The 22,767-nt window shown below is 73.2% G+C and carries 18 protein-coding genes; 12 read left to right on the forward strand and 6 right to left on the reverse strand.

The window, feature by feature from the left end:
* Positions 1–33: 33 nt before the first annotated feature.
* Complete coding sequence (polA, locus tag K8Z49_RS09660) at positions 34–2,667, reverse strand: DNA polymerase I (protein WP_075021984.1); 2,634 nt, start codon at positions 2,665–2,667, stop codon at positions 34–36.
* A gap of 62 nt (positions 2,668–2,729) precedes the next feature.
* Between polA and K8Z49_RS09665 the strand changes: the two genes are divergently transcribed.
* A complete protein-coding gene (locus tag K8Z49_RS09665) occupies positions 2,730–3,563 on the forward strand; it encodes an LLM class F420-dependent oxidoreductase (protein WP_412518267.1) in 834 nt (277 codons plus the stop codon).
* A gap of 62 nt (positions 3,564–3,625) precedes the next feature.
* Here the strand turns inward: K8Z49_RS09665 and K8Z49_RS09670 are convergent, their stop codons facing one another.
* A complete protein-coding gene (locus K8Z49_RS09670) occupies positions 3,626–5,146 on the reverse strand; it encodes a M20/M25/M40 family metallo-hydrolase (RefSeq protein ID WP_075021986.1) in 1,521 nt (506 codons plus the stop codon).
* A 482-nt stretch (positions 5,147–5,628) separates the two neighbouring features.
* Here K8Z49_RS09670 and K8Z49_RS09675 point away from each other — a divergent pair, with 482 nt between their 5' ends.
* Genes K8Z49_RS09675 through K8Z49_RS09690 form a run of 4 tightly spaced genes read left to right on the forward strand, consistent with a single transcriptional unit; the run spans position 5,629 to position 9,377 of the window.
* Positions 5,629–7,962, forward strand: coding sequence for a nitrate- and nitrite sensing domain-containing protein (locus K8Z49_RS09675; protein WP_412518269.1), 2,334 nt, complete (start codon positions 5,629–5,631; stop codon positions 7,960–7,962).
* Positions 7,959–8,402 (forward strand): roadblock/LC7 domain-containing protein, encoded by a 444-nt coding sequence (locus K8Z49_RS09680; protein WP_024936434.1) that lies wholly within the window; start codon positions 7,959–7,961, stop codon positions 8,400–8,402. The genes K8Z49_RS09675 and K8Z49_RS09680 overlap by 4 nt, the downstream gene beginning before the upstream one ends.
* An 8-nt stretch (positions 8,403–8,410) precedes the next feature.
* Positions 8,411–8,785, forward strand: coding sequence for a DUF742 domain-containing protein (locus K8Z49_RS09685; RefSeq protein ID WP_021596263.1), 375 nt, complete (start codon positions 8,411–8,413; stop codon positions 8,783–8,785).
* The gene (locus K8Z49_RS09690) at positions 8,766–9,377 is read left to right on the forward strand and encodes a GTP-binding protein (RefSeq protein WP_021596262.1); all 612 of its coding nucleotides are present in this window, start codon (positions 8,766–8,768) and stop codon (positions 9,375–9,377) included. Before K8Z49_RS09685 ends, K8Z49_RS09690 begins: the two co-directional genes overlap by 20 nt.
* Position 9,378: 1 nt before the next feature.
* Here the strand turns inward: K8Z49_RS09690 and K8Z49_RS09695 are convergent, their stop codons facing one another.
* On the reverse strand, positions 9,379–9,951 hold the full coding sequence (locus K8Z49_RS09695; RefSeq protein WP_024936433.1) for a TetR/AcrR family transcriptional regulator: 573 nt from the start codon (positions 9,949–9,951) through the stop codon (positions 9,379–9,381).
* Between the two features lie 73 nt (positions 9,952–10,024).
* Between K8Z49_RS09695 and K8Z49_RS09700 the strand changes: the two genes are divergently transcribed.
* From K8Z49_RS09700 to K8Z49_RS09730, 7 genes are all read left to right on the forward strand, one after another.
* On the forward strand, positions 10,025–11,167 hold the full coding sequence (locus K8Z49_RS09700) for an acyl-CoA dehydrogenase family protein (RefSeq protein ID WP_412518273.1): 1,143 nt from the start codon (positions 10,025–10,027) through the stop codon (positions 11,165–11,167).
* Between the two features lie 71 nt (positions 11,168–11,238).
* Positions 11,239–11,583, forward strand: a complete 345-nt coding sequence (locus K8Z49_RS09705; RefSeq protein WP_021596259.1) for a hypothetical protein — start codon at positions 11,239–11,241, stop codon at positions 11,581–11,583.
* Positions 11,584–11,595: 12 nt separating this feature from the next.
* The gene (locus K8Z49_RS09710) at positions 11,596–13,245 is read left to right on the forward strand and encodes a cyclic nucleotide-binding domain-containing protein (protein WP_412518275.1); all 1,650 of its coding nucleotides are present in this window, start codon (positions 11,596–11,598) and stop codon (positions 13,243–13,245) included.
* Positions 13,246–13,347: 102 nt separating this feature from the next.
* Positions 13,348–14,841, forward strand: a complete 1,494-nt coding sequence (locus K8Z49_RS09715; RefSeq protein ID WP_412518277.1) for a ClpP family protease — start codon at positions 13,348–13,350, stop codon at positions 14,839–14,841.
* 21 nt (positions 14,842–14,862) lie between these two features.
* Entirely contained in the window at positions 14,863–15,600 is a 738-nt protein-coding gene (locus tag K8Z49_RS09720) for an IclR family transcriptional regulator (RefSeq protein WP_021596256.1), read from the forward strand.
* 111 nt (positions 15,601–15,711) lie between these two features.
* Entirely contained in the window at positions 15,712–16,653 is a 942-nt protein-coding gene (locus K8Z49_RS09725; protein WP_244938601.1) for a PDR/VanB family oxidoreductase, read from the forward strand.
* A 13-nt stretch (positions 16,654–16,666) separates the two neighbouring features.
* Complete coding sequence (locus K8Z49_RS09730; RefSeq protein ID WP_021596254.1) at positions 16,667–17,857, forward strand: cytochrome P450; 1,191 nt, start codon at positions 16,667–16,669, stop codon at positions 17,855–17,857.
* Between the two features lie 28 nt (positions 17,858–17,885).
* On the opposite strand, the gene boxB is transcribed toward K8Z49_RS09730, so the two are convergent.
* The 3 genes from boxB to K8Z49_RS09745 form a co-directional block, all read right to left on the reverse strand.
* Positions 17,886–19,301 (reverse strand): benzoyl-CoA 2,3-epoxidase subunit BoxB, encoded by a 1,416-nt coding sequence (boxB, locus tag K8Z49_RS09735; RefSeq protein ID WP_075021991.1) that lies wholly within the window; start codon positions 19,299–19,301, stop codon positions 17,886–17,888.
* 3 nt (positions 19,302–19,304) lie between these two features.
* On the reverse strand, positions 19,305–20,948 hold the full coding sequence (gene boxC, locus K8Z49_RS09740) for a 2,3-epoxybenzoyl-CoA dihydrolase (protein ID WP_412518281.1): 1,644 nt from the start codon (positions 20,946–20,948) through the stop codon (positions 19,305–19,307).
* A gap of 117 nt (positions 20,949–21,065) precedes the next feature.
* Positions 21,066–22,670, reverse strand: a complete 1,605-nt coding sequence (locus K8Z49_RS09745) for a benzoate-CoA ligase family protein (RefSeq protein ID WP_412518283.1) — start codon at positions 22,668–22,670, stop codon at positions 21,066–21,068.
* Positions 22,671–22,767: the final 97 nt, after the last annotated feature.

The following is a 22,767-nucleotide window of genomic DNA, read 5'->3' on the forward strand; positions in this document are numbered from 1 at the left end:
GGACCCCTACCCGCTCGGCCGGGACACCTGTCCTCAGTGGGCGGCGGCATTCCAGTCGGGGCCGGTGCCGACGGCGACCTCCAGGCCGACCGTGAGCGGGTGGGCGCCGGTCATCCCGGTGCGGACGATCTCCTCGACCGCGTCCCGCTCGCCCGGCGCGACCTCCAGGACGATCTCGTCGTGCACCTGGAGGAGCAGGCGGCTGGCGAGGCCGGCCTCGGTGAGCGCCGCGTCCACCCGCAGCATCGCGATCTTGACGATGTCGGCGGCGGAGCCCTGGATCGGGGCGTTCAGCGCCATCCGCTCGGCGGTCTCGCGGCGCTGCCGGTTCTCGCTGGTCAGGTGCGGCAGGTAGCGGCGGCGGCCGAGGATCGTGCGGGTGTAGCCGGTGGCGCGGGCCTCGGCGACGACGTGGTCGAGGTAGTCGCGGACGCCGCCGAGCCGCGCGAAGTAGGCGTCCATCAGCGGCCGCGCCTCGGCCATCGCGATGCCGAGCTGCTTGGCCAGGCCGAACGCCGACAGCCCGTAGGCCAGCCCGTACGACATCGCCTTGATCTTGCGCCGCATCTCGGGGGTGACGGCGTCCGGGGCGACCTGGAAGACCCGCGCCGCCATCGTCGCGTGCAGGTCCTCGCCGGACTCGAACGCCGACAGCAGCGTCGGGTCCTGCGACAGGTGCGCCATGACGCGCAGTTCGAGCTGGCCGTAGTCGGCCGTCATCAGCGACTCGTAGCCGGGGCCGGGCAGGAAGGCGCGGCGGATGCGCCGGCCCTCCTCGGTGCGGACGGGGATGACCTGGAGGTTAGGCTCGGTCGAGGTGAGGCGGCCGGTCGCGGCGACGGTCTGCTGGAACGTGGTGTGGATCCTCCCGTCCGCGCCGATCTCGCGGATCAGCCCGGCGACCGTGGTGCGCAGCCGCGCCTGGTCGCGGTGGCGCAGCAGGACCTGCGGGAGGCCGTTGTCGGTCTGGGTGGCGAGCCAGGTCAGCGCGTCCAGGTCGGTGGAGTAGCCCGACTTGATCTTCTTGGTCTTGGGCAGGCCCAGCTCGCCGAACAGCACCTCCTGGAGCTGCTTGGTCGAGCCGGGGTTGAAGCGGCGGCCGGCGATCTCGGCGGCGTCGTCGGCGGCGCGCTCCATGGCGGCGGCGAAGTGGGCCTCCAGCTCGTGCAGGAGGCCGGCGTCCACGTGCACACCCGCGCGCTCGGCGCGGGCGAGCAGGTCCGACAGCGGCAGCTCGACGTCGCGCAGCACCGCGTCCATGCCGGTCGAGGCGAGGTCGGCGGCGAACACGCCGGCGAGGTCGAGGACGGCGCGGGCGCTCAGCATCAGGCCCGGCGCGCCCTCGGCGGACGGGCGGCGCCCGAGATGCCGGCCCGCGAGATCGGCGATCCCGTAGGCGGCCAGGCCCGGCAGCAGCAGGTAGGCGGCCATCGCGGTGTCGACGGCGATCCCGTCCAGGCGCCGGCCGCGCTCGCCGAAGACGCGCAGCAGTGCCTTCACGTCGTGCAGCGCCTTGGGGCGGCCGGGATCGGCCAGCCAGTCCGCGAAGGCGCGCTCGTCCTCGCCGGTGAGCCCGGACGGCTCGAAGGAGGCCGCGTGCCCGTCGCCGGAGGCCAGCGCGATCCGGGTGATGCCGCCCGCGCCGCGCGCCCAGGTGCTCTCGGCGGCAAGGCCGGTCAGGCCGGTCGCGTGGTCCCCGAGCCAGCCGGCCAGCTCGCCGGGGCCCAGCTCGCGGCCCAGCACCGGCTCCGGCCCGGCGGCCTCGGCCGGGCGCCCACCGCCCGGGTCGGCGGCGAAGAGGCGCTGCCGCAGGCTCGCGTTGCGGAACTCCAGCTCGTCCAGCAGGGTCGTGAACGCCGCCAGGTCGTAGGGGCGCCGCCGCAGGTCGGCGGGGGCCACCGGCAGGTCCAGATCGCGGACGAGCTCGGTCAGCCGCCGGTTCAGCCGCACGGTGTCCGCCGCGGCGCGCAGCTTCTCCCCCGCCTTGCCCTTCACCTCGCCGGCCCGGTCCAGCAGGGCGTCGAGCGACCCGAACTCGCGGACCCACTTCGCCGCGGTCTTCTCGCCGATGCCGGGGATACTCGGCAGGTTGTCGGACGGGTCGCCGCGCAGCGCCGCGAAGTCCGGGTACTGCGCCGGGGTCAGCCCGTACTTCTCCCGGACCGCCTCGGGCGTGTACCGGATCATCTCCGAGGCCGTCCGGTAGAAGTACAGGACGGTGACGTCGTCGCCGACGAGCTGGAGGACGTCCCGGTCGCCGGTGACGATCAGCACGGCCATGCCGTCCGCCCGCGCCGCGGTGGCGAGGGTCGCGATGACGTCGTCGGCCTCGTAGCCGGGGGCGCGCAGCACCGGCAGGCTCATCGCCGCCAGGAACCGGTCCAGAATGGGCAGCTGGCCGCCGAACTCCTCCGGCGACCGCGCCCGGGTGGCCTTGTACTCCGGGAACGCCTCCGTGCGGAAGGTCTGCCGCGACACGTCGAACGCGACCGCCGCGTGCGTCGGGCGCTCGTCCCGCAGGACGTTGGCCAGCATGTTCGCGAACCCGTAGACGACGTTGGTCGGCTGCCCGGACGTGGTGCTGAAGTTCTCGACCGGCAGCGCGTAGAAGGCCCGGTAGGCCAGCGAGTGGCCGTCCAGGAGAAGCAGGCGGGGCCGGTCGGTCATGGGTCACATCCTGGCACCCGGGAACAGGGCATGAAACGGCCGGACGACCTGTTGGGGGGACCATGACGAAGATCAACGTGGGCCGGCTCGGGATCTGGCGGCCGTGGAGCCTGCTCGATTCCGACCTGGCCAAGGACGTCGAGGACCTCGGTTACGGGGCGATCTGGATCGGCGGCTCGCCGGACGGGGACCTGGAGATCGCCGACCGGCTGCTGGCGGCCACCGACCGGATCGTGATCGCGACGGGCATCGTGAACATGTGGAAGACGCCGGCCGCGGAGGTCGCGGCGTCCTACCACCGGCTGAACGACGCGCACGGCGGGCGGTTCCTGCTCGGCGCGGGCATCGGCCATCCCGAGGCGACGCAGGAGTACCGCAGCCCCTACGAGACGATCGTCCGGTACCTCGACGCGCTGGACGCCGCGGACGTCCCGGCGAGCGGGCGCGTCCTCGCCGCGCTCGGGCCGAAGGTGCTGCGGCTGTCGGCCGAGCGGGCGGCCGGCGCGCACCCGTACCTGACGACGCCGGAGCACAGCCGCGAGGCCCGGCGGCTGCTGGGCGACGGCCCGCTCCTCGCGCCCGATCAGAAGATCGTCCTCGACACCGACCCGGGCCGGGCCCGCGCGCTGGCCAGGGAGGTGCTCGTCCGGTACCTCGGCCTGCGGAACTACGTCGCCAGCTTCAAGCGGCTCGGCTTCACCGACGCCGACGTCGCGGACGGCGGCAGCGACGCCCTCGTGGACGCGCTGATCGCGCACGGCGACGCGGCGGCGGTCTCGGCCCGGGTGGCCGGGCACTTGGACGCGGGCGCCGACCATGTCGCCGTGCAGGCGCTGACGGAGCCCGGCGGCGATCCCCGCCCCGCCCTGCGGGCGGTCGCCGAGACGCTGGGCTGACCCGCCCGGACACGGCGAGGGACGCGCCCGCGGCCGCGGGCGCGTCCCCTGGATGACCGGTCTTACCTGGTCGTGTAGTGGCCGATCACGTCGGGCACCACGCGCCGGCTGGGCTGGACGCCGGCCCGCGCCTGCTTGCGCTCGTTGCCGTTGACCGTCAGGGTGCTGTGCGCGAACAGCTCGGTCACCGCGGCGGCGCCGTCGATCATCTGGTCGAAGCCCTTGAGGTTCACGTTGTCGTAGCGGTCGCAGACCGAGTGGTAGCACGGGTCGTAGGCCACTCCGGCCTCGCCTCCGTACACCTCCGCCTGCTCGGGCGTCTTGATGCCCTCGGCCCCGGTGAACAGGCCGCCCGCGGGGATGCCGACGGTGATGAAGGCGTTGTAGTCCGACCGCCCGTTGAACGGCGTCGGGGTGGTGGCCAGCTTCCGCTTCGCGAAGTGGTCGTTGAAGGCCTTCTCGATCGCCCCGGACCCGGCCGGCGCCTCGACGTTGTTCTGGCCCGCGCTGTTGTCCCCGTCGTAGACGAACCGGACGAAGTTCGGCGAGGCGAGCATGTCGAAGTTCAGGTTCAGCGCGATCTTGTCACGCTCGGCCTGGGAGAGGCCGTCGACGTAGTGCTGCGAGCCGAGCAGGCCCTCCTCCTCGGCGCCCCAGAACGCGAACCGGACCCGGTTGCGCAGCTTGCCGCCGAGCTTGTTGATCTGCTTCGCGGTCTCCAGCAGCGTCGCGACGCCCGAGCCGTCGTCGTTGATGCCCGGCCCGTCGGTGACGCTGTCGTTGTGCGCGCCGAGGACCACGACGTTGTCGGCCTTGCCGCGGCGCGTGTCGGCGACGACGTTGGAGGCCTCCCGCTTCTCGGTGAAGGTGTCGGTCTTGACCCGCAGCGTCACCCCGCCGTTCTGCGCCTGCTCGACGAGGGCCCTGCCGACCGCGTTCGTCGGGCCGACCACGGGGATGTCGTAGGGCTTGGTCAGCGTGCCGGCGACCGGGCCCGGCTCCTCGGGGAGCTGGTAGATGACGACCGCGGACGCGCCGGCGGCGATGGCGTTGTCGGCCTTGACGGAGAAGAAGCACCCGCCGCGCTGGATCAGCGCGATCTGACCCGCCGGGAAGCCGGCGAAGTCGTCGGCCTCGCATCCGCTGCCGGTTCCGGTGGCGCCCGGGTCGACCGGGCTGGCGGCGGCGGTGACGTCGCCGGCCCCGGAGTACTGCAGGGTCGCGAAGTCGGTGTCGGGAGCGAACGTCTTCTGCTCGGGCTCGGTCTCGGCGAAGACCGGCTCGGACAGCTCCTGCCAGAAGTCGAACTCGAAGTCCTGGACCGTGGGGCTGTACCCGGCCCGCTTGAGCTGGTCCGCGATGTACTTGACGGTGATCTTGTTGCCGGGGAGCCCGGCGGCCCGGTTGCCGCCGTTGGCGTCCGCGATCTTCTGCAGGTTGAGCTGGTGATGGCGGACGTTCTTCAGCGTGACCAGCCTGGCCAGCTTGGACGGGGCCGGCGCGGCGGCCTGGGCGGGCACCGCGGCCAGGGTGGTGGCGGCGAGCGACAGCCCGGCGAGGGAGGCTAGCGCGGCTCTGCGCATGTCTCGGTCTCCGGTGGTAGGGGGACAAAGTAACCCGAAGCCTGACATGCGTCATTTCCTGCAACAAGACACGACTCTGCATCGAAACGGCCAATATTGGCCTCTTTTTCAACTCAGCTCACATGATCAAAATCGTCACCGGCCTTTCCCGGCGGCCTTACGCGCTTCCCGCCGATGCTTGATCATCCACCTTCGGGCGAACTCCGCCGGGCACGGTCATCTTCCCCTCGACCGAGTTCCTGACCTGCGGCGACGAGGAGACCGGCGGCCATGTGCCGCGCACCGCGACCCGGCGCGGCGGCGGAACCGCCCGGAACGCCGCCGATCACGGCCCGGCGCCGCCACCTCACGCGCCGCATGCGCGAGGGCCCGCGAAGGCGCAGGTGAGGCCCCTGGTCGACGGCAAATCAGACTAAGTATGCTCCGGTCCCGCCGAACGTGGCCGGCACGACCACGGCCGAGGAGATCAGGAGTGTGGGCAGGTGACGAAGCCCGAGCAGGGGCAGGGCTCCCGTGAACGGCCGCGCGCGCGGCCGGTCGGGCGGCGGATCGCGATGCTCCTCGCCGTCCCGCTCGTCGCGCTGGTGGCGCTGTGGGCGTTCGCGGCGGGCACGACGCTGACCGCCGCGCTGCAGCGGTCGGACTTCACCCGGCTGTACAAGGACGTCGGGCTTCCGGCCGGGGCGGTCATGGAGATGATGCAGCGCGAGCGCGCCGCCGCCGTCGCCGTGCTGACGAACCGGAACGCCGGGACCGTGCGGACCTATCAGGGCATCGCCCAGCAGACGGACGGGGCCGTGGCCGCCTTCCGCACGTCGGCCCTGTCGTCCCGGTCCAGGAGCGCCGCGAGCGAGGAGATGTGGAACCGGCTGGAGGCGCTCGACCGCAGGTACGACGAGCTGCGCCCGCTCCGGACGCAGATCGGCGAGGGAGCGGCCGGCACGGTGCAGGCCATCGACGCCTACAGCGGCCTCACCGACAACTCGTTCCGGGTCCTGATGGCCTTCGTCGGCGTCGACGACGTCGAGATCTACCGGCAGAGCGCCGCCAACCTGCACTTCTCCTGGGCCCGCGACTTCATGCTCCGCGAGGACGCGCTGCTGTCGGTGGCCGGCAAGAAGCGGCTGAACGCCACCGAGCGGATGGCGTTCGCGCGCTGGGCGGGCAACCGCGACGAGTTCCTCCAGCTGGCCCGCAGCGAGGCCGGCGGCAAGATCTCCACGATCGTCGAGGGCCTGGCCGACTCCAGCGCGTTCGGCAGCTTCAGCCTGCTGGAGGCGCAGATCATCGAGCAGGGCCTGATCCCCGGCGCCCGGCAGTGGCAGGCGGCCGTCCAGGAGCTCGCGCCGCGGTGGCAGCGGGCCGCCGTCCGGGCCGGCGACGTGCAGAACGACGAGCTCGTCGAGCCCGCCCGCCGGCTGATCATGCTGCGGTTCTTCCTGACCTGCGTCGTCGGCCTGCTGGTGGTGGCCGGATCGCTGGCGGTGTCGCTGCTGTTCGCGCGGCGGCTCGCGCAGGAGCTGCGCGACCTGCAGGCGTCCGCCCAGCGGCTCGCGCACGAGCGGCTGCCCGCCGTGGTGGCGCGGCTCCGGCGGGGCGAGAAGGTAGACGTCGATGCCGAGGCACCGCCCCCGGAACCCGGCCGGACCACGGAGATCACCCTCGTCGCCGCCGCGTTCGACGCCGTCCAGCGGACGGCCGTCAGCACCGCGGTGGGCGAGGCGGAGCTGCGCGCCGGCATCAACCGGGTCTTCATCAACCTGTCCTGGCGCAGCCAGTCGCTGCTGCACCGGCAGCTGCGGCTCCTGGACCAGATGGAGCGGCGCGCGTCCAGCCCCGAGGAGCTGGACGACCTGTTCCGCCTCGACCACCTCACCACCCGCATGCGCCGGCACGCCGAGGGCCTGGTGATCCTCTCCGGATCGCCGACCGTCCGCGCGTGGGACCATCCGGTCGCCGCCGAGGACGTGGTGCGCGCCGCGATCGCCGAGGTCGAGGACTACACCCGGGTCGAGGTGACCGGCGCGTCGTCGACCGCGGTCACCGGCGACGTGGTCGCCGACGTCATCCACCTGCTCGCCGAGCTGATCGAGAACGCCGCGGCGTTCTCGCCGCCGGCCACCGAGGTCACCGTCAAGGTCGAGACGGTCGCCAACGGGCTGGCCGTCGAGGTGGTGGACCGGGGCGTCGGCCTGGAGCCCGACGAGCTGGAGGAGCTGAACCGGCGGCTCGCCAGCGCCGTCGAGTTCGACCTCGCCGACACCGAGCGGCTCGGGCTGTTCGTCGTCGCGCGGCTCGCCGCCCGGCACCGCATCCAGGTGTCGCTGCAGCCGTCGGCGTACGGGGGGACGACCGCGATCGTCCTCATCCCGCACGCCCTGGTCGTCCTGGACGACGAGTGGCACATGGCGCGGGGCCTCGGACCCGCGCGGCCGCGGCCGGTCGGGCCGGCCGCCTCCGCGGCGGCGCCCCCGGCCCGGCTCGACCGGCCAGTCCGCCCCGCGCTGCACGGCAGGGTCGTCCAGGGGCCGCCGCCGCCCGGCGGCGAACCGGAGGCCGTCGCGGAGGACAGCGAGATCACCGGCCGACTCCCGCGCCGCGTCCGGCAGCGCCACATGGCGCCCCAGCTGCGCGCGCGGGCGACGGCACGGCACCCCGAACCCGCCGCGGACGACGACCTCGACGACTTCGACGAGCCGAGCCCGGAGCTCAGCCGCGACCTGATGGCCTCGCTACAGTCGGGATGGCTGCGCGGCAGGGTCACCGACGACGAACCGGGCGATCTTGATCCACGCGATGAACGGGGGGACGTATGACAGGGCAGGGCCAGGCCTCAGGCGAGCTCGACTGGCTGCTCGACGATCTGGTGCAGCGGGTCGGGGAGGTCCGCCAAGCCGTCCTGCTCTCCCGGGACGGGCTGGTCATGGGCGCCTCCGGGGACGTCACCCGCAAGGACGCCGAGTTCCTCGCGGCGCTGTCGTCGGGGTTCCACAGCCTCGCCAACGGCGCCCGCGAGCACTTCCAGGCCGAGCAGGTGCGGCAGACCGTCGTGGAGCTGGACGGCCTGCTGTTCTTCGTCATGCCCGCGGGCAACGGCAGCTGCCTCGCCGTCCTCAGCGACGCGGGCGGCAACGCCGGGCTGGTCGCCTACGAGACGACCATGCTGATCAAGAGGGTGCGGCGCACGCTGTCCGCCCGGCCGCGCACCGCGGCCGGGCCGCAGGACCCGCCGGTGCGCTCGGGCGCCTCCGGCTAGGGGCCCCCGTGGAGAGCCCGAGAGAACGCTGGGTCGGGCGCGACGCCGGCCCGGTCGTCCGGCCGTACGCGGTGACCCGCGGGCGCACCCGCCCGCGGGGGCCGCTGATCGACCTGGTGACCATCCTCGTCGCGACCGGCCGGACCCCGGGCGACCGGGTCCGGCTGGCGCGCGAGCAGCGGCTGCTGCTGGACCTGTGCCGGCGGCCCTCCACGCCCGCCGACCTCGCCTCGGAGACCGACCTGCCGTTCCGGGTCGTGCAGATCCTGCTGGAGGACCTGCACCGGTACGGCCTGATCGAGGAGATGCCGCAGGCCGCGCCCGCCGAACGCCCCGACCCCCGCATCCTGATGAGAGTGCTCGATGAACTCCGCCGCCTCTGACCCGCGCGCCTCGTACGCCGCCCCCTACGGCCGCGACGACGACGTCCCCCTGCACACCCTCAAGGTCCTCGTCGCCGGCGGGTTCGGCGTCGGCAAGACGACGCTCGTCGGCGCGGTGAGCGAGGTCCGGCCGCTGCGCACCGAGGAGGACCTCACCGACGCGTCCATCGGGGTGGACGACCTCGGCGGCGTGGAGGGCAAGACCACCACGACCGTCGCGATGGACTTCGGCCGGCTGACGTTCTCCGGCGGCGTCCGGCTGTACCTGTTCGGGACGCCCGGCCAGGAGCGGTTCTGGTTCATGTGGGACCAGATCGCCTACGGCGCGGTCGGCGCCATCGTGCTGGTCGACACGCGCCGGCTCACCACGAGCTTCGCGGCCATCGACTTCTTCGAGCAGCGGCGGATCCCGTTCGTCATCGCCGCCAACCGGTTCGACGGCGCCCGCCGCTACACCGTGGAGGAGATCCGCACCGCGCTCGACGTCGACCCGGAGGTCCCGGTGATGATGTGCGACGTGCGCAGCCGCGAGGTGGCGCGCGGCGTGCTGGTGGCGCTGGTGGAGCACGCCCTCCAGTCGTCGCAGAACTGAGTCAGGCCTCCATCCTGGCGACGATGAGGGAGGCCAGCGCGGCGTAGGCGGCCGAGTCGTCCAGGCCGGTCTGCGCCTTGATCTCGCCGCGGTGGATGGACTCCATCACCTGCCCGGCGACGGCGCCGACGAAGGCCGCGTCCGAATCCGGCGACGCCTCCCTCACCAGGCCCTGCACGCGCCGGACCGCGAACCGGGTGTTGCGCTTGTAGATCTCCCGCGCGGGGGCGAACGCGTCGAGGTCGGCGAAGAAGGCCGGCGACGCCGGGGCCAGCTCGTCGGAGATGGCCCGCAGGTAGGCGCCGACCCGTTCGCGCGGGTCGGCGCTGGCGTCGAGCACGGCCTCCACGCGTTCGGTCGCCCGCCGGAAGAACGCCCGCACGACGGCCACGATGATCTGCTCCCGGCTGGCGGCGACCGAGTACAGGGTGCTCTTGGAGCAGCGCAGGACGGCGGCCAGGTCGGCGACGCCCAGCTCGGCGAACCCGCGGTCGAGGAACACCTCCATCAGCCGGTCGACCAGGGCCTCCCGCCGCCGCGAGGCCCGCGTCGCCCGCTCGTCCACCGAGGTCATGGCCATGACAGTACCAAAATGGGTTCGCCAGTACTGCGTTTGGTACTGTTTGCCTGCCGAAAGGAGCCCGCCCATGCCCGCCACCCGGCACCTGCCGAACCCCGAGTCCGCGGACCTGCTCGCGCTCACCCGCGACATCGCGCTCAAGGAGCTGCTGCCGCGCGTCACCGGCGCCGAGCGCACCGGGACGTTCCCGCGCGAGGTGTTCAGGACGCTCGGCCGGGCGGGCCTGCTGGCGCTGCCGTACCCGGAGAAGTTCGGCGGCGGCGACCAGCCGTACGAGATCTACCTCCAGGTCCTGGAGGAGATCGGCGCGGTCTGGGCGAGCGTCGGCGTCGGCGTCAGCGTCCACGCGCTCTCGTGCTTCCCCCTCTTCGCCTACGGCACCGACGAGCAGCGCGCGCGGTGGCTCCCGGACATGCTCTCCGGGGAGCGGCTGGGCGCGTACTGCCTGTCGGAGGCCCACGCCGGCTCCGACCCGGCCGCGATGCGCGCCAAGGCGGTCCGCGACGGCGACTCCTACGTCCTCAACGGCGCCAAGGCGTGGACGACCCACGGCGGCAAGGCCGACTTCTACACGGTCATGGCGCGCACCTCCGACGAGAAGACCCGCGGGATCTCCTGCTTCCACGTCCCCACCGGCACCCCCGGCCTGGAGTTCGACGAGCCCGAGGACAAGATGGGCCTGATGGGCTCCACCACCGCGACCGTCCGTCTGGTGGACGCCCGCGTCCCCGCCGACCACCTGATCGGCGACGAGGGCCAGGGCCTGTCCATCGCGCTCGCCGGCCTCGACGCCGGCCGCCTCGGCATCGCCGCCGTCGCCACCGGCCTGGCCCAGGGCGCCCTCGACCACGCCGTCGCCTACGCCAAGGAGCGCGAGACGTTCGGCAAGGCGATCATCGACCACCAGGGCCTCGCCTTCGTCCTCGCCGACATGGCCGCGGCGATCGAGTCGTCGCGCGCCACCTACCTGTCCGCCGCCCGCCTGAAGGACGCCGGCCGCCCCTACGCCCGCGAGGCGTCCATCGCCAAGCTCATCGCCACCGACAACGCCATGAAGGTGACCACGGACGCCGTCCAGGTCCTGGGCGGCGCCGGCTACACCCGCGACTTCCCGGTCGAGCGCTTCATGCGCGAGGCCAAGGTGATGCAGATCTTCGAGGGCACCAACCAGATCCAGCGCCTGGTCATCTCCCGCCACCTCGCCCGCTGAATCCGGGGAGTTCGCTCGGGTTTGTGCAGTACGGCACGTTCCTCCCGCGTCCGGGCTCTTACCTTCGGAGCATGTGGCAGTTCGTCGTGTGGGGGCTGATGGGGGCCGCGGCCAACCGCACGCTCGCCTTCCTGGAGGCGAACCGGCGCGTCAAGGGGCCGCCGTGGCGGTATCCCAAGGGGCCTGGCGGCCGGTACTACCTGTTCGCCTGCGCGCTGCACTGCATGCTCGCCGCGATGGTGACCTCGGCCGCGGCGGCGAGCGACCTGATCGACGCGCCGTGGCTGGCCTTCGCGTTCGGCGCCGGCGCACCGGCCATCATGGCCAAGCTCGGCCGGTACGCGCTCTGGGCGCTCCCGCCGGGCCCCGACGGTGACGAGGACGACGAGAACGACGGGCCTGGCCGGGCCGGATGAATGGGGGATGCGATGCCGAGTCCTGATCACGGCTGGCGCAGGTTGCTGGTGGCCTTCTCGGACGCGACCGCCACGCCGGCGGCGCCCGGCGGGGACGGCCGGGCGCGGCGGCTGCTGGAGGCGTTCTCCGACGCCTCGCCCGCCTTCGCCCCGGACGGGCCGGGGCTGCGACCGTCCTCTGGAACGGATGCCGTGCGGGCTCTGGCCTGGGGACTGGTGATGTTCGCGGTGCTCGGGGCGGCGTGCACGGCCTGGACGGCGACGGCGACCGGGACGCCCGCCGCGGCCGTGGTCGCCGCCCTGACCCTCTGCGTGCTGGCGCTGTTCATCGCGCCGGTGGTCGAGTTCGCGCGTGCTCAGGCCGGTTCCGCCCGGGCGGCGGCCCAGCGGGCGCGGCCGGGCGAGCGGGGCGGGAAGCTCAGGGAGAGCTTCTGGCACGCCCTCGACTCCGGCGAGCGGGACGCCGTCCGCGCCGCCGCGCGCCCGCGCGCCTTCGGGCCGGGCGCGCCGATCCTGCGGCAGGGGTATCCGGCTGACTACGTCGTCGTCATCCGCACGGGCTGGACGAAGGTCCGCGTGGACCGGGCAGGCGAGGAGCGGATCGTCGCGGTCCGCGGGCCCGGCGATCTCATCGGCGAGCGGGCCCTGTTCGAGGGCGACGCCTGGTCCGCCACGGTCATCGCGCTCGACGCGGTGGAGGCGCTCGTGATCGAGGCGGCGGACTTCCGGCGCGTGGTGGAGCGGCACCCGGGCGTGCAGTCCGTGCTGGAGAAGCAGGCGCACGACCGCGCGATCGAGGCGGCGGCCCACACCTCGGGCACCGAGCTCGCCGACACCCAGCGGCGGCTGGCGGCGCTGTTCACCACGCTCTCGCGGGCGCGGGGGCGGACCCTCCCGGTGACCGGCCGGGAACTCGCCGGCTGGACGTCGTCGTCGCCGGCGGCGGTGGACAGCGTGCTCGCCCAGTGGGGCGGCCAGGGTCTCGTCCGCGCCGAGGCCGCCACGATCGACGTCCTCGACGTGGCCCGGCTGGAGCGGCTCACCGCCTCCGGCGCGCCGGTTCCGGAGGCCGCGCCGGGTTCGCCCTTCCTCACCGGGCAGGACTGCACGATCGTGTTCGCCGACGTGGTGGGGTTCGGGTCGCCGGACCGGACGGAGTCCGACCGCGCCGCCATCAGGAAGGTGCTGTACCGGTCCCTGGAGGGGGCGTTCGCCGCCTCCGGGGTGTCCTGGGCCGCGTGCCACCACGAGGACCGCGGGGACGGGGTGCTGCTCGTCGTCCCGCCCGGGGTCCCGGCGAGCACGCCCGCGGACCCCCTGGTCCGGGCGTTCGCCGAGCGCATCGCCCGGCACGACCGCGCCGCGGCGGAGGAGCTGCGGTTCCGGGTGCGGGTCGCGGTCGACACGGGCCCGGTGCTCGCGGGCCCGGACGGAGTCACCGGGGACGTCCTCGCGCGTGCCGCGCGGTTGCTGGGTGCGGGCGTGCTGCGGCGGCGGCTGGCGTCCGGCCCGGCCGTCCTCGGGCTGATCGTCTCCTCGCCCGTGCACCGGGCCGTCGCCGGAACCGGTCCGGCCTTCGAGCGCGTCGAGGTCGAGGGGGCGGAGCCCGGCACCGCATGGCTGCGACTCTTCCCCGCGGCCGCCGCGAGCACGGGGGCTTGAGCCGCGAGTCGCCGGGGCCGGATCGCGCGAGCAGCCTGCACGCCGGGGGGCCGATCGTTAGGGTCGGTGACGCATCAGTCACGGAACGACGGGGAGGGCGGCGTGAGCGGAGTCGAGGAAGAGGACGCTCGCGCGAAGCTCTTCGACGCCCGGGTGCTGCTGCTCAAGGGCGAGATCGACGATGCCGCGGCCAACCGGATCTGCGCGGACCTGCTGCAGATGGAGGCCGACGACCCGACCTCGGACGTCTACCTCTACATCGACTCGCCGGGCGGGCTGGTCACCCCGGGCATGGCACTCTACGACGTGATCAAGTACGTCCGGATGGACGTCGTCACCGTGGCCTTCGGCATGGCGGCCGGCATGGCGCAGGTGGTGCTCTCGGCCGGGACGCCGGGAAAGCGGACCGCCCTGCCCGAGGCCAGGATCCTGCTGATACCGCCCAAGGGGCCGGCCGGGGACGCCGACGCGGCCGTGGGGGACCGGATCTTCCAGATCATCGCCGAGGACACCGGCCTTCCCCTCGGCCAGGTCGTCGCGGACGCGAACCGGGAGCGGTGGTTCACCGCCCAGGAGGCGCTTGAGAACGGCCTGGTGGACCGGGTCCTCAGCGCCTCCCCGCCCATGACCGGCCCGCTGCCCGACACCGGCGCGCGCCGCCCGGACCCGGAGGAGCCCGTACCCGCCGGGGTCGATCACGGGCGCCGTGCCCAGGCGCTCGGCACCGCGGTGGAGCACGTCGTGCTCCGGCGTTACCCGGGTGTCACCGCCGCCTCCCATCCGGCGGATCACCGGCGGTTGCGGGCCGACCTGGTCGAGGCGCTCCTGAAGGCGGTGCCGGAATGGTTGGAGGTCGATGCCGCCTACACGGGCCGCGACGATGCCGCCCAGGCGGCCGTGCGGCTGCGGTCGTGGTTGGAGACCGTCCCCGAACCGGATGAACGCCCGGCACGTCCGTCCGCGCGGCTCGCCCTGGACGGGGTCCTGCACGAGGTGGCGGACAGGATCGGCGACCTCCCCCTTCTGGGGAACGGGGATCGGCGGCTCGGATACGAGGCGGGCCTGCGGGCGGCGCGGCGGGGAGTGCTGCAACGCGCGGAGCCGGCGGCCGGTACGGCAGGCGCCCCGGCGGAGCCGGCCCTTCCGCCCGGCCTGAGCCTCGACCGCCCGCGTCCCGGGCCCGCCCCCGTGCCGCTTCCCGACCACCCTGAGCAGGTCGAGCGGTTCGCGCGCGTGCTCCGCGCCCGGCTGGCCGGGCTGCCCGGCGGCGAGCGGAAGGAGGTCGCCGGACGGCTCCTGGAGACGGCGCACGCGCCGGATCCGGACGTGTACGCCCGGGTCCACCGCCAGTGGATCCTGAACGAGGACGTGGTCGCCGATCTGGAGGAGCGGATGCGCGCCCGTACCGGTCTCACTCCAGGCGAGGCGCATCGGCGGCAGGAGATCGTCCGCGAGCTGGACGACCTGGCGGCCTCGCTCACGCCGGTCGGAACGGCGACCGGAAGCTTCCCCGCGGCCTTCGAGACGGCGACCCGGCGCGCGATCGCGATCCTGCGCTCCACCGCCGACGAGATCCGCCCGCCCTGGGCCCCGTGACCGGGGGCGGAGAATGGGGACATGACTCGCGAGTCCGTGCTGACCCGGGCGGTGCTGATCTTCGAGGCGTTCGATCCCGACCATCCGGCGCTGTCGGTCTCGGAGATCGCCCGGCGGACGGGGCTGCACGTGGCGACGGCGTCGCGGCTGGTCGCGCAGCTCGTCGAGCACGGCCTCCTCGCGCGGGACGAGCAGCGGCGCGTGCGGGTCGGGATGCGGCTCTGGGAGCTGGCGTCGCGGGCCGCGCCGACGCTCGGGCTGCGGGAGGCCGCGATGCCGTTCATGGAGGATCTGCACGCGGTCATCGGGCACCACACGCAGCTCGGCGTGCTGGACGGGCGCGAGGTGCTCTTCGTGGAGCGGCTCTCGATGCCGAACTCGGTGATCAACCTGACGCGCATCGCGGGACGGCTGCCGCTGCACGCCTCGTCCAGCGGACTGGTGCTGCTCGCTCATGCGCCGTCCGGGTCGCTGGAGGACGTCCTGGGCCATGACCGGGTGGCCTACACCGAGGCGACCGTGGTCGACGAGCGGGGGCTGCGCGCGATGGTCGCCGACGTGCGGCGGAGCGGGGTCGCCTTCTGTCCGGGGTTCATCGACGAGCGTGCGACGGGGATCGCCGTGCCCGTTCGCGGGGCGGGCGGGAAGGTCGTCGCCGCGTTGTCGGTGGTGGTCCCGAACGACCGCAACGCGCGGGCGCAGATCCCGGCGCTGAAGGCCGCCGCCCGAGGCGTGTCCAGGTCGCTGGGCGGTGTGTGAGGGCGGTCGCCGTCGCGCTCTGCCTCTCATTGGATGAGAAAGCCATGGTCGCTCTGCGCGTCCGCAGATGATCCTCGTGGTCACCCCTTCGGATTCTGAGGAGTGACCGTGGTGGACACCGCGATCGAACTGTGCGTGGCGGCGAAGACGCCCGTGGCCGACGGCGTGGTGACGCTGGCGCTCGTCCACCCGGACGGCCGGCGCCTGCCCGACTGGACGCCCGGTGCGCACATCGACCTCGTGCTGCCGAACGGCATGACGCGGCAGTACTCCCTGTGCGGCGACCGCTGGGACGCCCGCACGTACCGGGTCGGTGTGCTGCGGGAGCAGGGGGGCCGCGGCGGGTCGGCGTTCGTGCACGACGAGCTGCGGGCAGGCGACCGCGTCTCGATCGGCGGTCCGCGGAACAACTTCCGGCTCGTCCCGTCCGAGCGGTACCTGTTCATCGCGGGCGGCATCGGGATCACGCCGCTGCTGCCGATGGTGCGGCAGGCCGAGATGCTCGGAGCCGGGTGGCGGTTGCTCTACGGCGGGCGCTCGCTCGCGTCGATGGCCTTCCTCGACGAGCTGGAGGCCTTTGGCGACAAGGTCACCGCCGTCCCGCAGGACCGGGAGGGGCTGCTCGATCTCGCGGCATGGCTGGGCCCGCCCGACCCGGACACGAAGGTCTACTGCTGCGGCCCCGCCCCGCTGCTCGAAGCGGTGGAGACGCGCTGCTCCGCCTGGCCGCGGGGGCTGCTGCGCACCGAGCGGTTCGTGGCCCGTGACTTCGGGGCCGTCCGGGACGAGCCGTTCGAGCTGCGTCTGGCCCGGTCCGGCGCCTCCCTGACCGTCCGGCCGGGGCAGTCGGTGCTGGACGCGGCCGGCGGCGCGGGCGTGAGCGTCCTGTCGTCCTGCAGGCAGGGGCTCTGCGGGACGTGCGAGACGCCCGTCCTCGAGGGCGAGCCCGACCACCGCGACTCGATCCTCGACGACGGCGAGCGGGAGGCCGGCGACTGCATGTTCGTGTGCGTGTCGCGCTCCCGTTCCGACCGGCTCGTACTGGACCTCTGAAGGGACACCCGAGATGACCGCCGTCCAGGCTCCGCCCGCCATCGACGCCGACCCGTTCGGGCACGAGGCCCTCGAAGACCCGCTCCCCCTCCACGCCCGGCTCCGCGACGCCGGGCCCGTGACGTACCTGACCAGGTACGACGTCTTCGCGCTGGCCCGGTACGAGCAGGTCCACGCCGCGCTGACCGACTGGCAGGGGTTCCAGTCGGCCGCGGGCGTCGGGCTCAGCAACTTCCGGCACGAGAAGCCCTGGCGGCCTCCGAGCCTGCTTCTGGAGGCCGACCCTCCTCGGCACGACGCGCCCCGGGCCGTCCTGTCCAAGGTCCTGGGTCCGCGGGCTCTGCGGCGCCTGCGCGAGGCGTGGTTCGCGGACGCCGAACGGCTGGTCGACGAGGTCGTCGGCGGCGGGGAGTTCGACGCCGTCGCGGCGCTCGCCGAGGCCTTCCCGCTGCGCGTGTTCCCGGACGCGGTCGGCCTCGGCCCCGAAGGCCGCGAGAACCTCCTCCCCTACGGCGACCACCTGTTCAACGCGTTCGGGCCGGTGAACGACCTGGTCGAGAAGGGGCAGCCGCGCGTGGCCGAGCTGTCGGCCTGGGTCAACGCCCAGTGCGCGCGGGAGCGGCTCGCGCCGGACGGGTTCGGAGCGCAGATCTGGGCCGCCGCCGACCGGGGCGACATCACCCGCGAGCAGGCGCCGCTCGTCGTCCGGTCGCTGCTGTCGGCGGGCGTCGACACGACCGTGCACGGGCTCGGCGCCGTCCTCTACGCCTTCGCGGTGAACCCGGACCAGTGGCGGCGGCTGCGGGAGAACCCCGCCCTGGCCCGGACGGCGTTCGACGAGGCGGTCCGGTGGCAGTCGCCCGTCCAGACGTTCTTCCGCACCGCCGTCGGCGACCGGGAGATCGCGGGGACCGCGGTCCCGGACGGCCGGAAGATCCTCATGTTCCTCGGCGCCGCGAACCGCGACCCCCGCCGCTGGGACGATCCCGACGCGTTCGACCTGTCCCGCGACCCGTCCGGCCACGTCGGGTTCGGGATGGGCGTCCACCAGTGCGCCGGCCAGCACGTGGCGCGCCTGGAGTCCGAGGCGCTGTTGACGGCCCTCGCCCGGCGCGTGGAACGCCTCGAACTCGCGGCCGACCCGGTGCGCCACCACAACAACACGCTGCGGGCGTGGAAGAGCCTGCCGGTCCGGGTGTCCTGACTTCCGGCGTCCTGACCCGGCGTCCTGGCTAGAGCCGCACGTACTCGTAGTCGAACGGCTGTCCGTTGATCCCGTTGCGGGGCGGCGCGATCCAGCCGGCGATCTTGCCGCGCTCGTGGACCGGGGTCATCAGCGACCGGACGTGGGTCTTGTCGACCTCCGTCGGGAGCCAGGCGCCCTTGCGCCGCTCCCACTCGCCGGCGTCGAGGATCTCCCCGTCCGGGGCGGTCTCGATCCCGGCGAACGCGCCCACCTTGCGGTTGAAGGCGACGCTCGGAAGGTAGAGGCGCTGCGGCAGGCCCGCCTCCGACAGGATGCGGTTCCACCGGTTGACGCCGCTCTGGCAGTCCGCGATGTACTCGCGGCGCAGGTCGGTGTTGAGGCCGGTGAGCGCGGCGACCTCGGTCCGGCCGATGGCGCCGTCGACCAGGGCGTCCACCATGATGGCGTCGTCGGTGAGGCGGTGGTCGTCCTTGCGGCGGTCCTCCATCCACCGTCCCTTGAGCCCGGCCGTGTAGTAGTTCGCGACGTTGCTGGACGTCTCGGAGCCGAACAGGTCGAGCGAGACGGAGTAGTGGAAGTTCAGGTACTTCTGGACGACGTCGAGGGCGATCGCGCCGTGCGGCGTGACGTCGTCGGTGTCGTGCTCCTTCATCAGCTGGACCGTCCGCTCGACGACCCGGTCGATGCCCGTCGTGCCCACCATCATGTGGTGGGCCTCTTCCTTCAGCATGAACTCGCAGGTCCGCGACAGCGGGTCGAAGGCCGACTCCTTGAGCGTGCCGAGCTGGTATTTGCCGTCGCGGTCGGTGAAGTAGGTGAACATGAAGAAGGACAGCCAGTCGGGCGTCTCCTCGTTGAAGGCGCCCAGGATGCGCGGCGACTCCTCGCTGCCGGAGTTGCGGTGCAGCAGCTCCTCGGCCTCCTCGCGCCCGTCGCGCCCGAAGTAGGCGTGCAGGAGGTAGACCATCGCCCACAGGTGACGGCCCTCCTCGACGTTCACCTGGAACAGGTTGCGCAGGTCGTACAGACTCGGCGCGGTCGCACCCAGGTTGCGCTGCTGCTCGACCGACGCCGGCTCGGTATCGCCCTGGATCACGATGAGACGCTGCAAGTCCGCCCGATACTCACCCGGCACCTTCTGCCACGCGGGCTCACCCTTGTGGGCACCGAAGCCGATACGGCGGTCGCCCTCGCGTTCGGCCAGGAAGATGCCCCACCGGTACTCCTTCATGGCGACGTGCCCGAAGTGCGCCCAGCCTTCGCGGCCGACGTTCACGGCCGTCCGCAGGTACACGTCCTGCGTCGGCAGCGACGGACCCATCGACTCCCACCAGGTGAGGAAGTTCGGCTGCCAGGACTCCAGGGCGCGCTGCAGCCGCCGGTCCTCGTGGAGGTCGACGTTGTTCGGGATCTTCTCGGAGTAGTCGGCGCTGGTCGCCATGGGTCAGACTCGCTTTCGGTCGAAGTCGGCGCGCTGGCCTGTGCCGTAGCGGCGGAGGGCGCCGTCCGGCCCGGACGCGTTCGGGCGGGTGAAGATCCAGTTCTGCCAGGCGGTGAGCCGGCCGAAGATCTTCGTCTCCAGGGTCTCCGGGCCCGGGAAGCGGTAGTTGGCCTCCAGCCCGGTGAGGGCGTCGGGGCTGAAGCTGGCCCGCTCCTCGACCGCGATGCGGACCTCCTCGTCCCAGTCGATGTCGTCGGGCGCGAACGTGACCAGCCCGAGGCGCTCGGCGTCGCCGGCCTCCAGGGGCTTGCCCGCGGCGTCGCGGACGGCGGCCAGGGCGTCGGCGTCGCCGAGGAACCGGGTCTGCACGCGCGTGAGGCCGTTGCCCATCGGGAGCGGGCCGAGGTTCATCGCGTCGACGGTGATCGTGGCGGGGTCGGCGTCCGGGTCGACCTCCTCGAAGACGCCGTCGAGCTGGTACGTGCGATCGGCGGCCAGCGCGATCTCCAAGAGCGAGCCGGCGAAGCAGCTCCCGGGCTCGATCAGGGCGATGAGGCTGCGGCTCGTGACGTCCAAGCGCTTCAGGGTCCGCTTGAGGTAGTGCACGATCTCGTTGGCGAGCCAGTCATCGGCGTTGCCGAGCAGCAGCCGGTCGTGCGCGAGGACGTGCCTTGCCTCCCCGGTCGTGCGGAGCACCCACGTACCGAGCTCCAGCTCGTTGGTGCGCAGGTCGAGGATCAGGTCGTCCAGCTCGCGGGTCATGGCGAGCGTCCAGAAGCCGGCGTCGCGGAAGCCGCCGGGGGCGGCGTCCGGGCCCGCGATCGTGATCTCGGCGGCGCCCGCGTCGCGGTCCAGCCGCGCCGACACGTGCCGGTAGGCGATGGACGTGTCCGTGCGCTCCTTGCCGAGCCGCGGGAGCGTGATGCCCTCCGCGTCCGGCGGACGGGACGAGCGCTCCGCCAGCTCCCGCGCGCGTTCGGCGACCGTCGCGTCCCAGGCCGTGCGCGGGACGGCCTCGTCCACCAGGCCCCACGCGACGGCCTTCTTGCCGCCGAGCCCCTCGGCCTTGGTGGAGAAGTAGTCGGCGCGGTCGCGGCGGACGTGCCGCTTGTCCGACACCCGGGTGAGGCCGCCGGTCCCGGGCAGGACGCCGAGCAGCGGCAGCTCCGGGAGCGACACCGCCGACGAGCGGTCGTCGACGAGCATGATGTGGTCGCAGGCCAGGGCGAGCTCGTAGCCGCCGCCGGACGCGGTGCCGTTGAGGGCCGCCAGGTAGGTCTGGCCGGAGTGCGCCGTCGCGTCCTCGATGCCGTTGCGGGTCTCGTTGGTGAACTTGCAGAAGTTCACCTTCCACGCGTGCGGGGACGCGGCCAGCATCCGGATGTTGGCGCCCGCGCAGAAGATCTTCTCCTTGCCGCTGGTGATCACCACCGTGCGCACCCCGGGGTGCTCGAACCGCAGCCGCTGGACGGCGTCGTGAAGCTCGATGTCCACGCCGAGGTCGTAGGAGTTCAGCTTCAGCTCGTAGCCGGGCACGAGCCCGCCCCGCTCGTCCACCGCCATGGTCAGGGTGGCGACCGGGCCGTCGACGTCCAGGCTCCAGTGCCGGTAGCCGGCCGGCTCCGTCCGGAACTCCACGTGCGTCATGAGCCGTCCCTCCGCCGCGTTGCTTCCACCCTGCTCCACAAATTTCGTCCTAAACGTCAGGAGTTTGTAGCATATCGATGCATGGAGCCGCCCCGGGCGGGGGCGACCCGGGGCGCGTCAGGGTGTGCCGAGCAGGGTCGCGGCCAGCTCGCGGACCGCGAAGCGGCGCAGCTTGCCGGTCGGCGTCGTCGGGAGCTTGTCCACCACCAGCACCTCGCGGGGGCGCTTGAACGACGCGAGCCCCGCCCGGCAGAACCCGATCAGCTCCGCGGGCTCGGCCGCCGCCCCCTCCTTCAGCACGACGCAGGCGACCGGCTTGTCCAGCCCGTCGGCGTCCGGCAGCCCGACGACGGCGGCCATCGCGACCGCCGGATGCTCCAGCAGCCGCCCCTCCACCTCGGCGGGCGACACCCAGATGCCGCCGGCCTTCAGCATGTCGCCGGTCCGGCCGAGGCAGGTGTAGTAGCCGTCCTCGTCCACCACGTAGGTGTCGCCGGTGCGCAGCCACTCGCCCTGGAAGACCTGCCGCGTCGTCTCCGTGCGGCACCAGTAGCCGCTGGCGATCGACTCGCCCTTCACCAGCAGCGAGCCCGGCGTCCCCGGCGGCACGTCGGCCCCTGCTCCGTCCACGACCCGCAGCTCGTAGCCGGGGACGGCGGTGCCCGTCGTCCCCGGGCGGACCTCGCCCGGACGGTTCGACAGGAAGATGTGCAGGCATTCGGTCGAGCCGATCCCGTCGATGATCTCCACCCCGTACCTGGCGGTGAAGCGGCGGCACAGCTCGGCGGGAAGCGGCTCGCCCGCGGAGACCGCCAGCCGGACCGACGCGAACGCCTCCACCGGCACCTCGGCGTTGAGGATCGCGGCGTAGAAGGTGGGGACGGCGAAGAAGAGCGTCGGCCGGTACTCGGCCAGCCGCTCGGCCACCGAGGCGGGCGTCGGGCGGTCGGGGTCCAGGATCGCCGTGGCACCCACCGCGAGGGGGAAGAACAGCGAGTTGCCGATCCCGTAGGCGAAGAAGAGCTTGGCGACCGAGTAGCAGCGGTCCTCGGGCGTGATGCCGAGGACCTGGCGGCCGTAGGTCTCCACGACGTGCCGGATGTTGGCGTGCCGGTGCATCGCGCCCTTCGGCTTGCCCGTCGTCCCGGACGTGTAGAGCCACAGCGCGCTGGAGTCGTCGGAGGTCTGGTAGGGACCGGCCGGCGCGCCGCCGGCGGCCCGGCCCGCGGCGACCAGGTCCTCGAAGGGGCTCACCCGCACGCCGTCCGGCGCCCGGAGCCCGGTGCCGCCCTCCACCGCGACGCGCCGGACGCCGGGTGCGTGCGCGAGCGCCGACTCCGCGGCGACGGCGAACCGGTCGCTGACCAGCAGGACCCTGGCCCGCGCGTCGTTCAGCAGGGCGGCCAGCTCGGCGCCCGTCAGCATCGTCGACACCGGGACGGGGACGGCGCCGAGCCGCATCGCGCCCAGGATCGCGGCGGCCATGGACGGGCCGTCGGCCATGAACAGGACCACGCGCTCCTCGGCGCGCAGGTCCCACCGTTCGAGCCCGGCGGCGATGTGCCCGGCCAGGTCGGACAGCTCCGCGTAGGTGAGGTCGCCGCCCGGCCCGGTCAGGGCCGTCCGGTCGGCGGTCTCGGCGCGGCGGGACACGCGGAGCAGGTAGTCGGACGCGTTGAAGGTGTCGGTCGGGACCGGTGCGGTCGCCGTCTCAGCGGTCATCGGGGTCTCCCCTCGCCGGGAACCGTGCCACCAATGCTCTACAGGCACAAAACGCTAGTCAATAGACTTGTGGAACGATGGTCCTTCGCGCGGAACC

Origin of the sequence: Actinomadura madurae, assembly GCF_047130825.1 — a bacterium.
Lineage (GTDB): Bacteria > Actinomycetota > Actinomycetes > Streptosporangiales > Streptosporangiaceae > Spirillospora > Spirillospora madurae.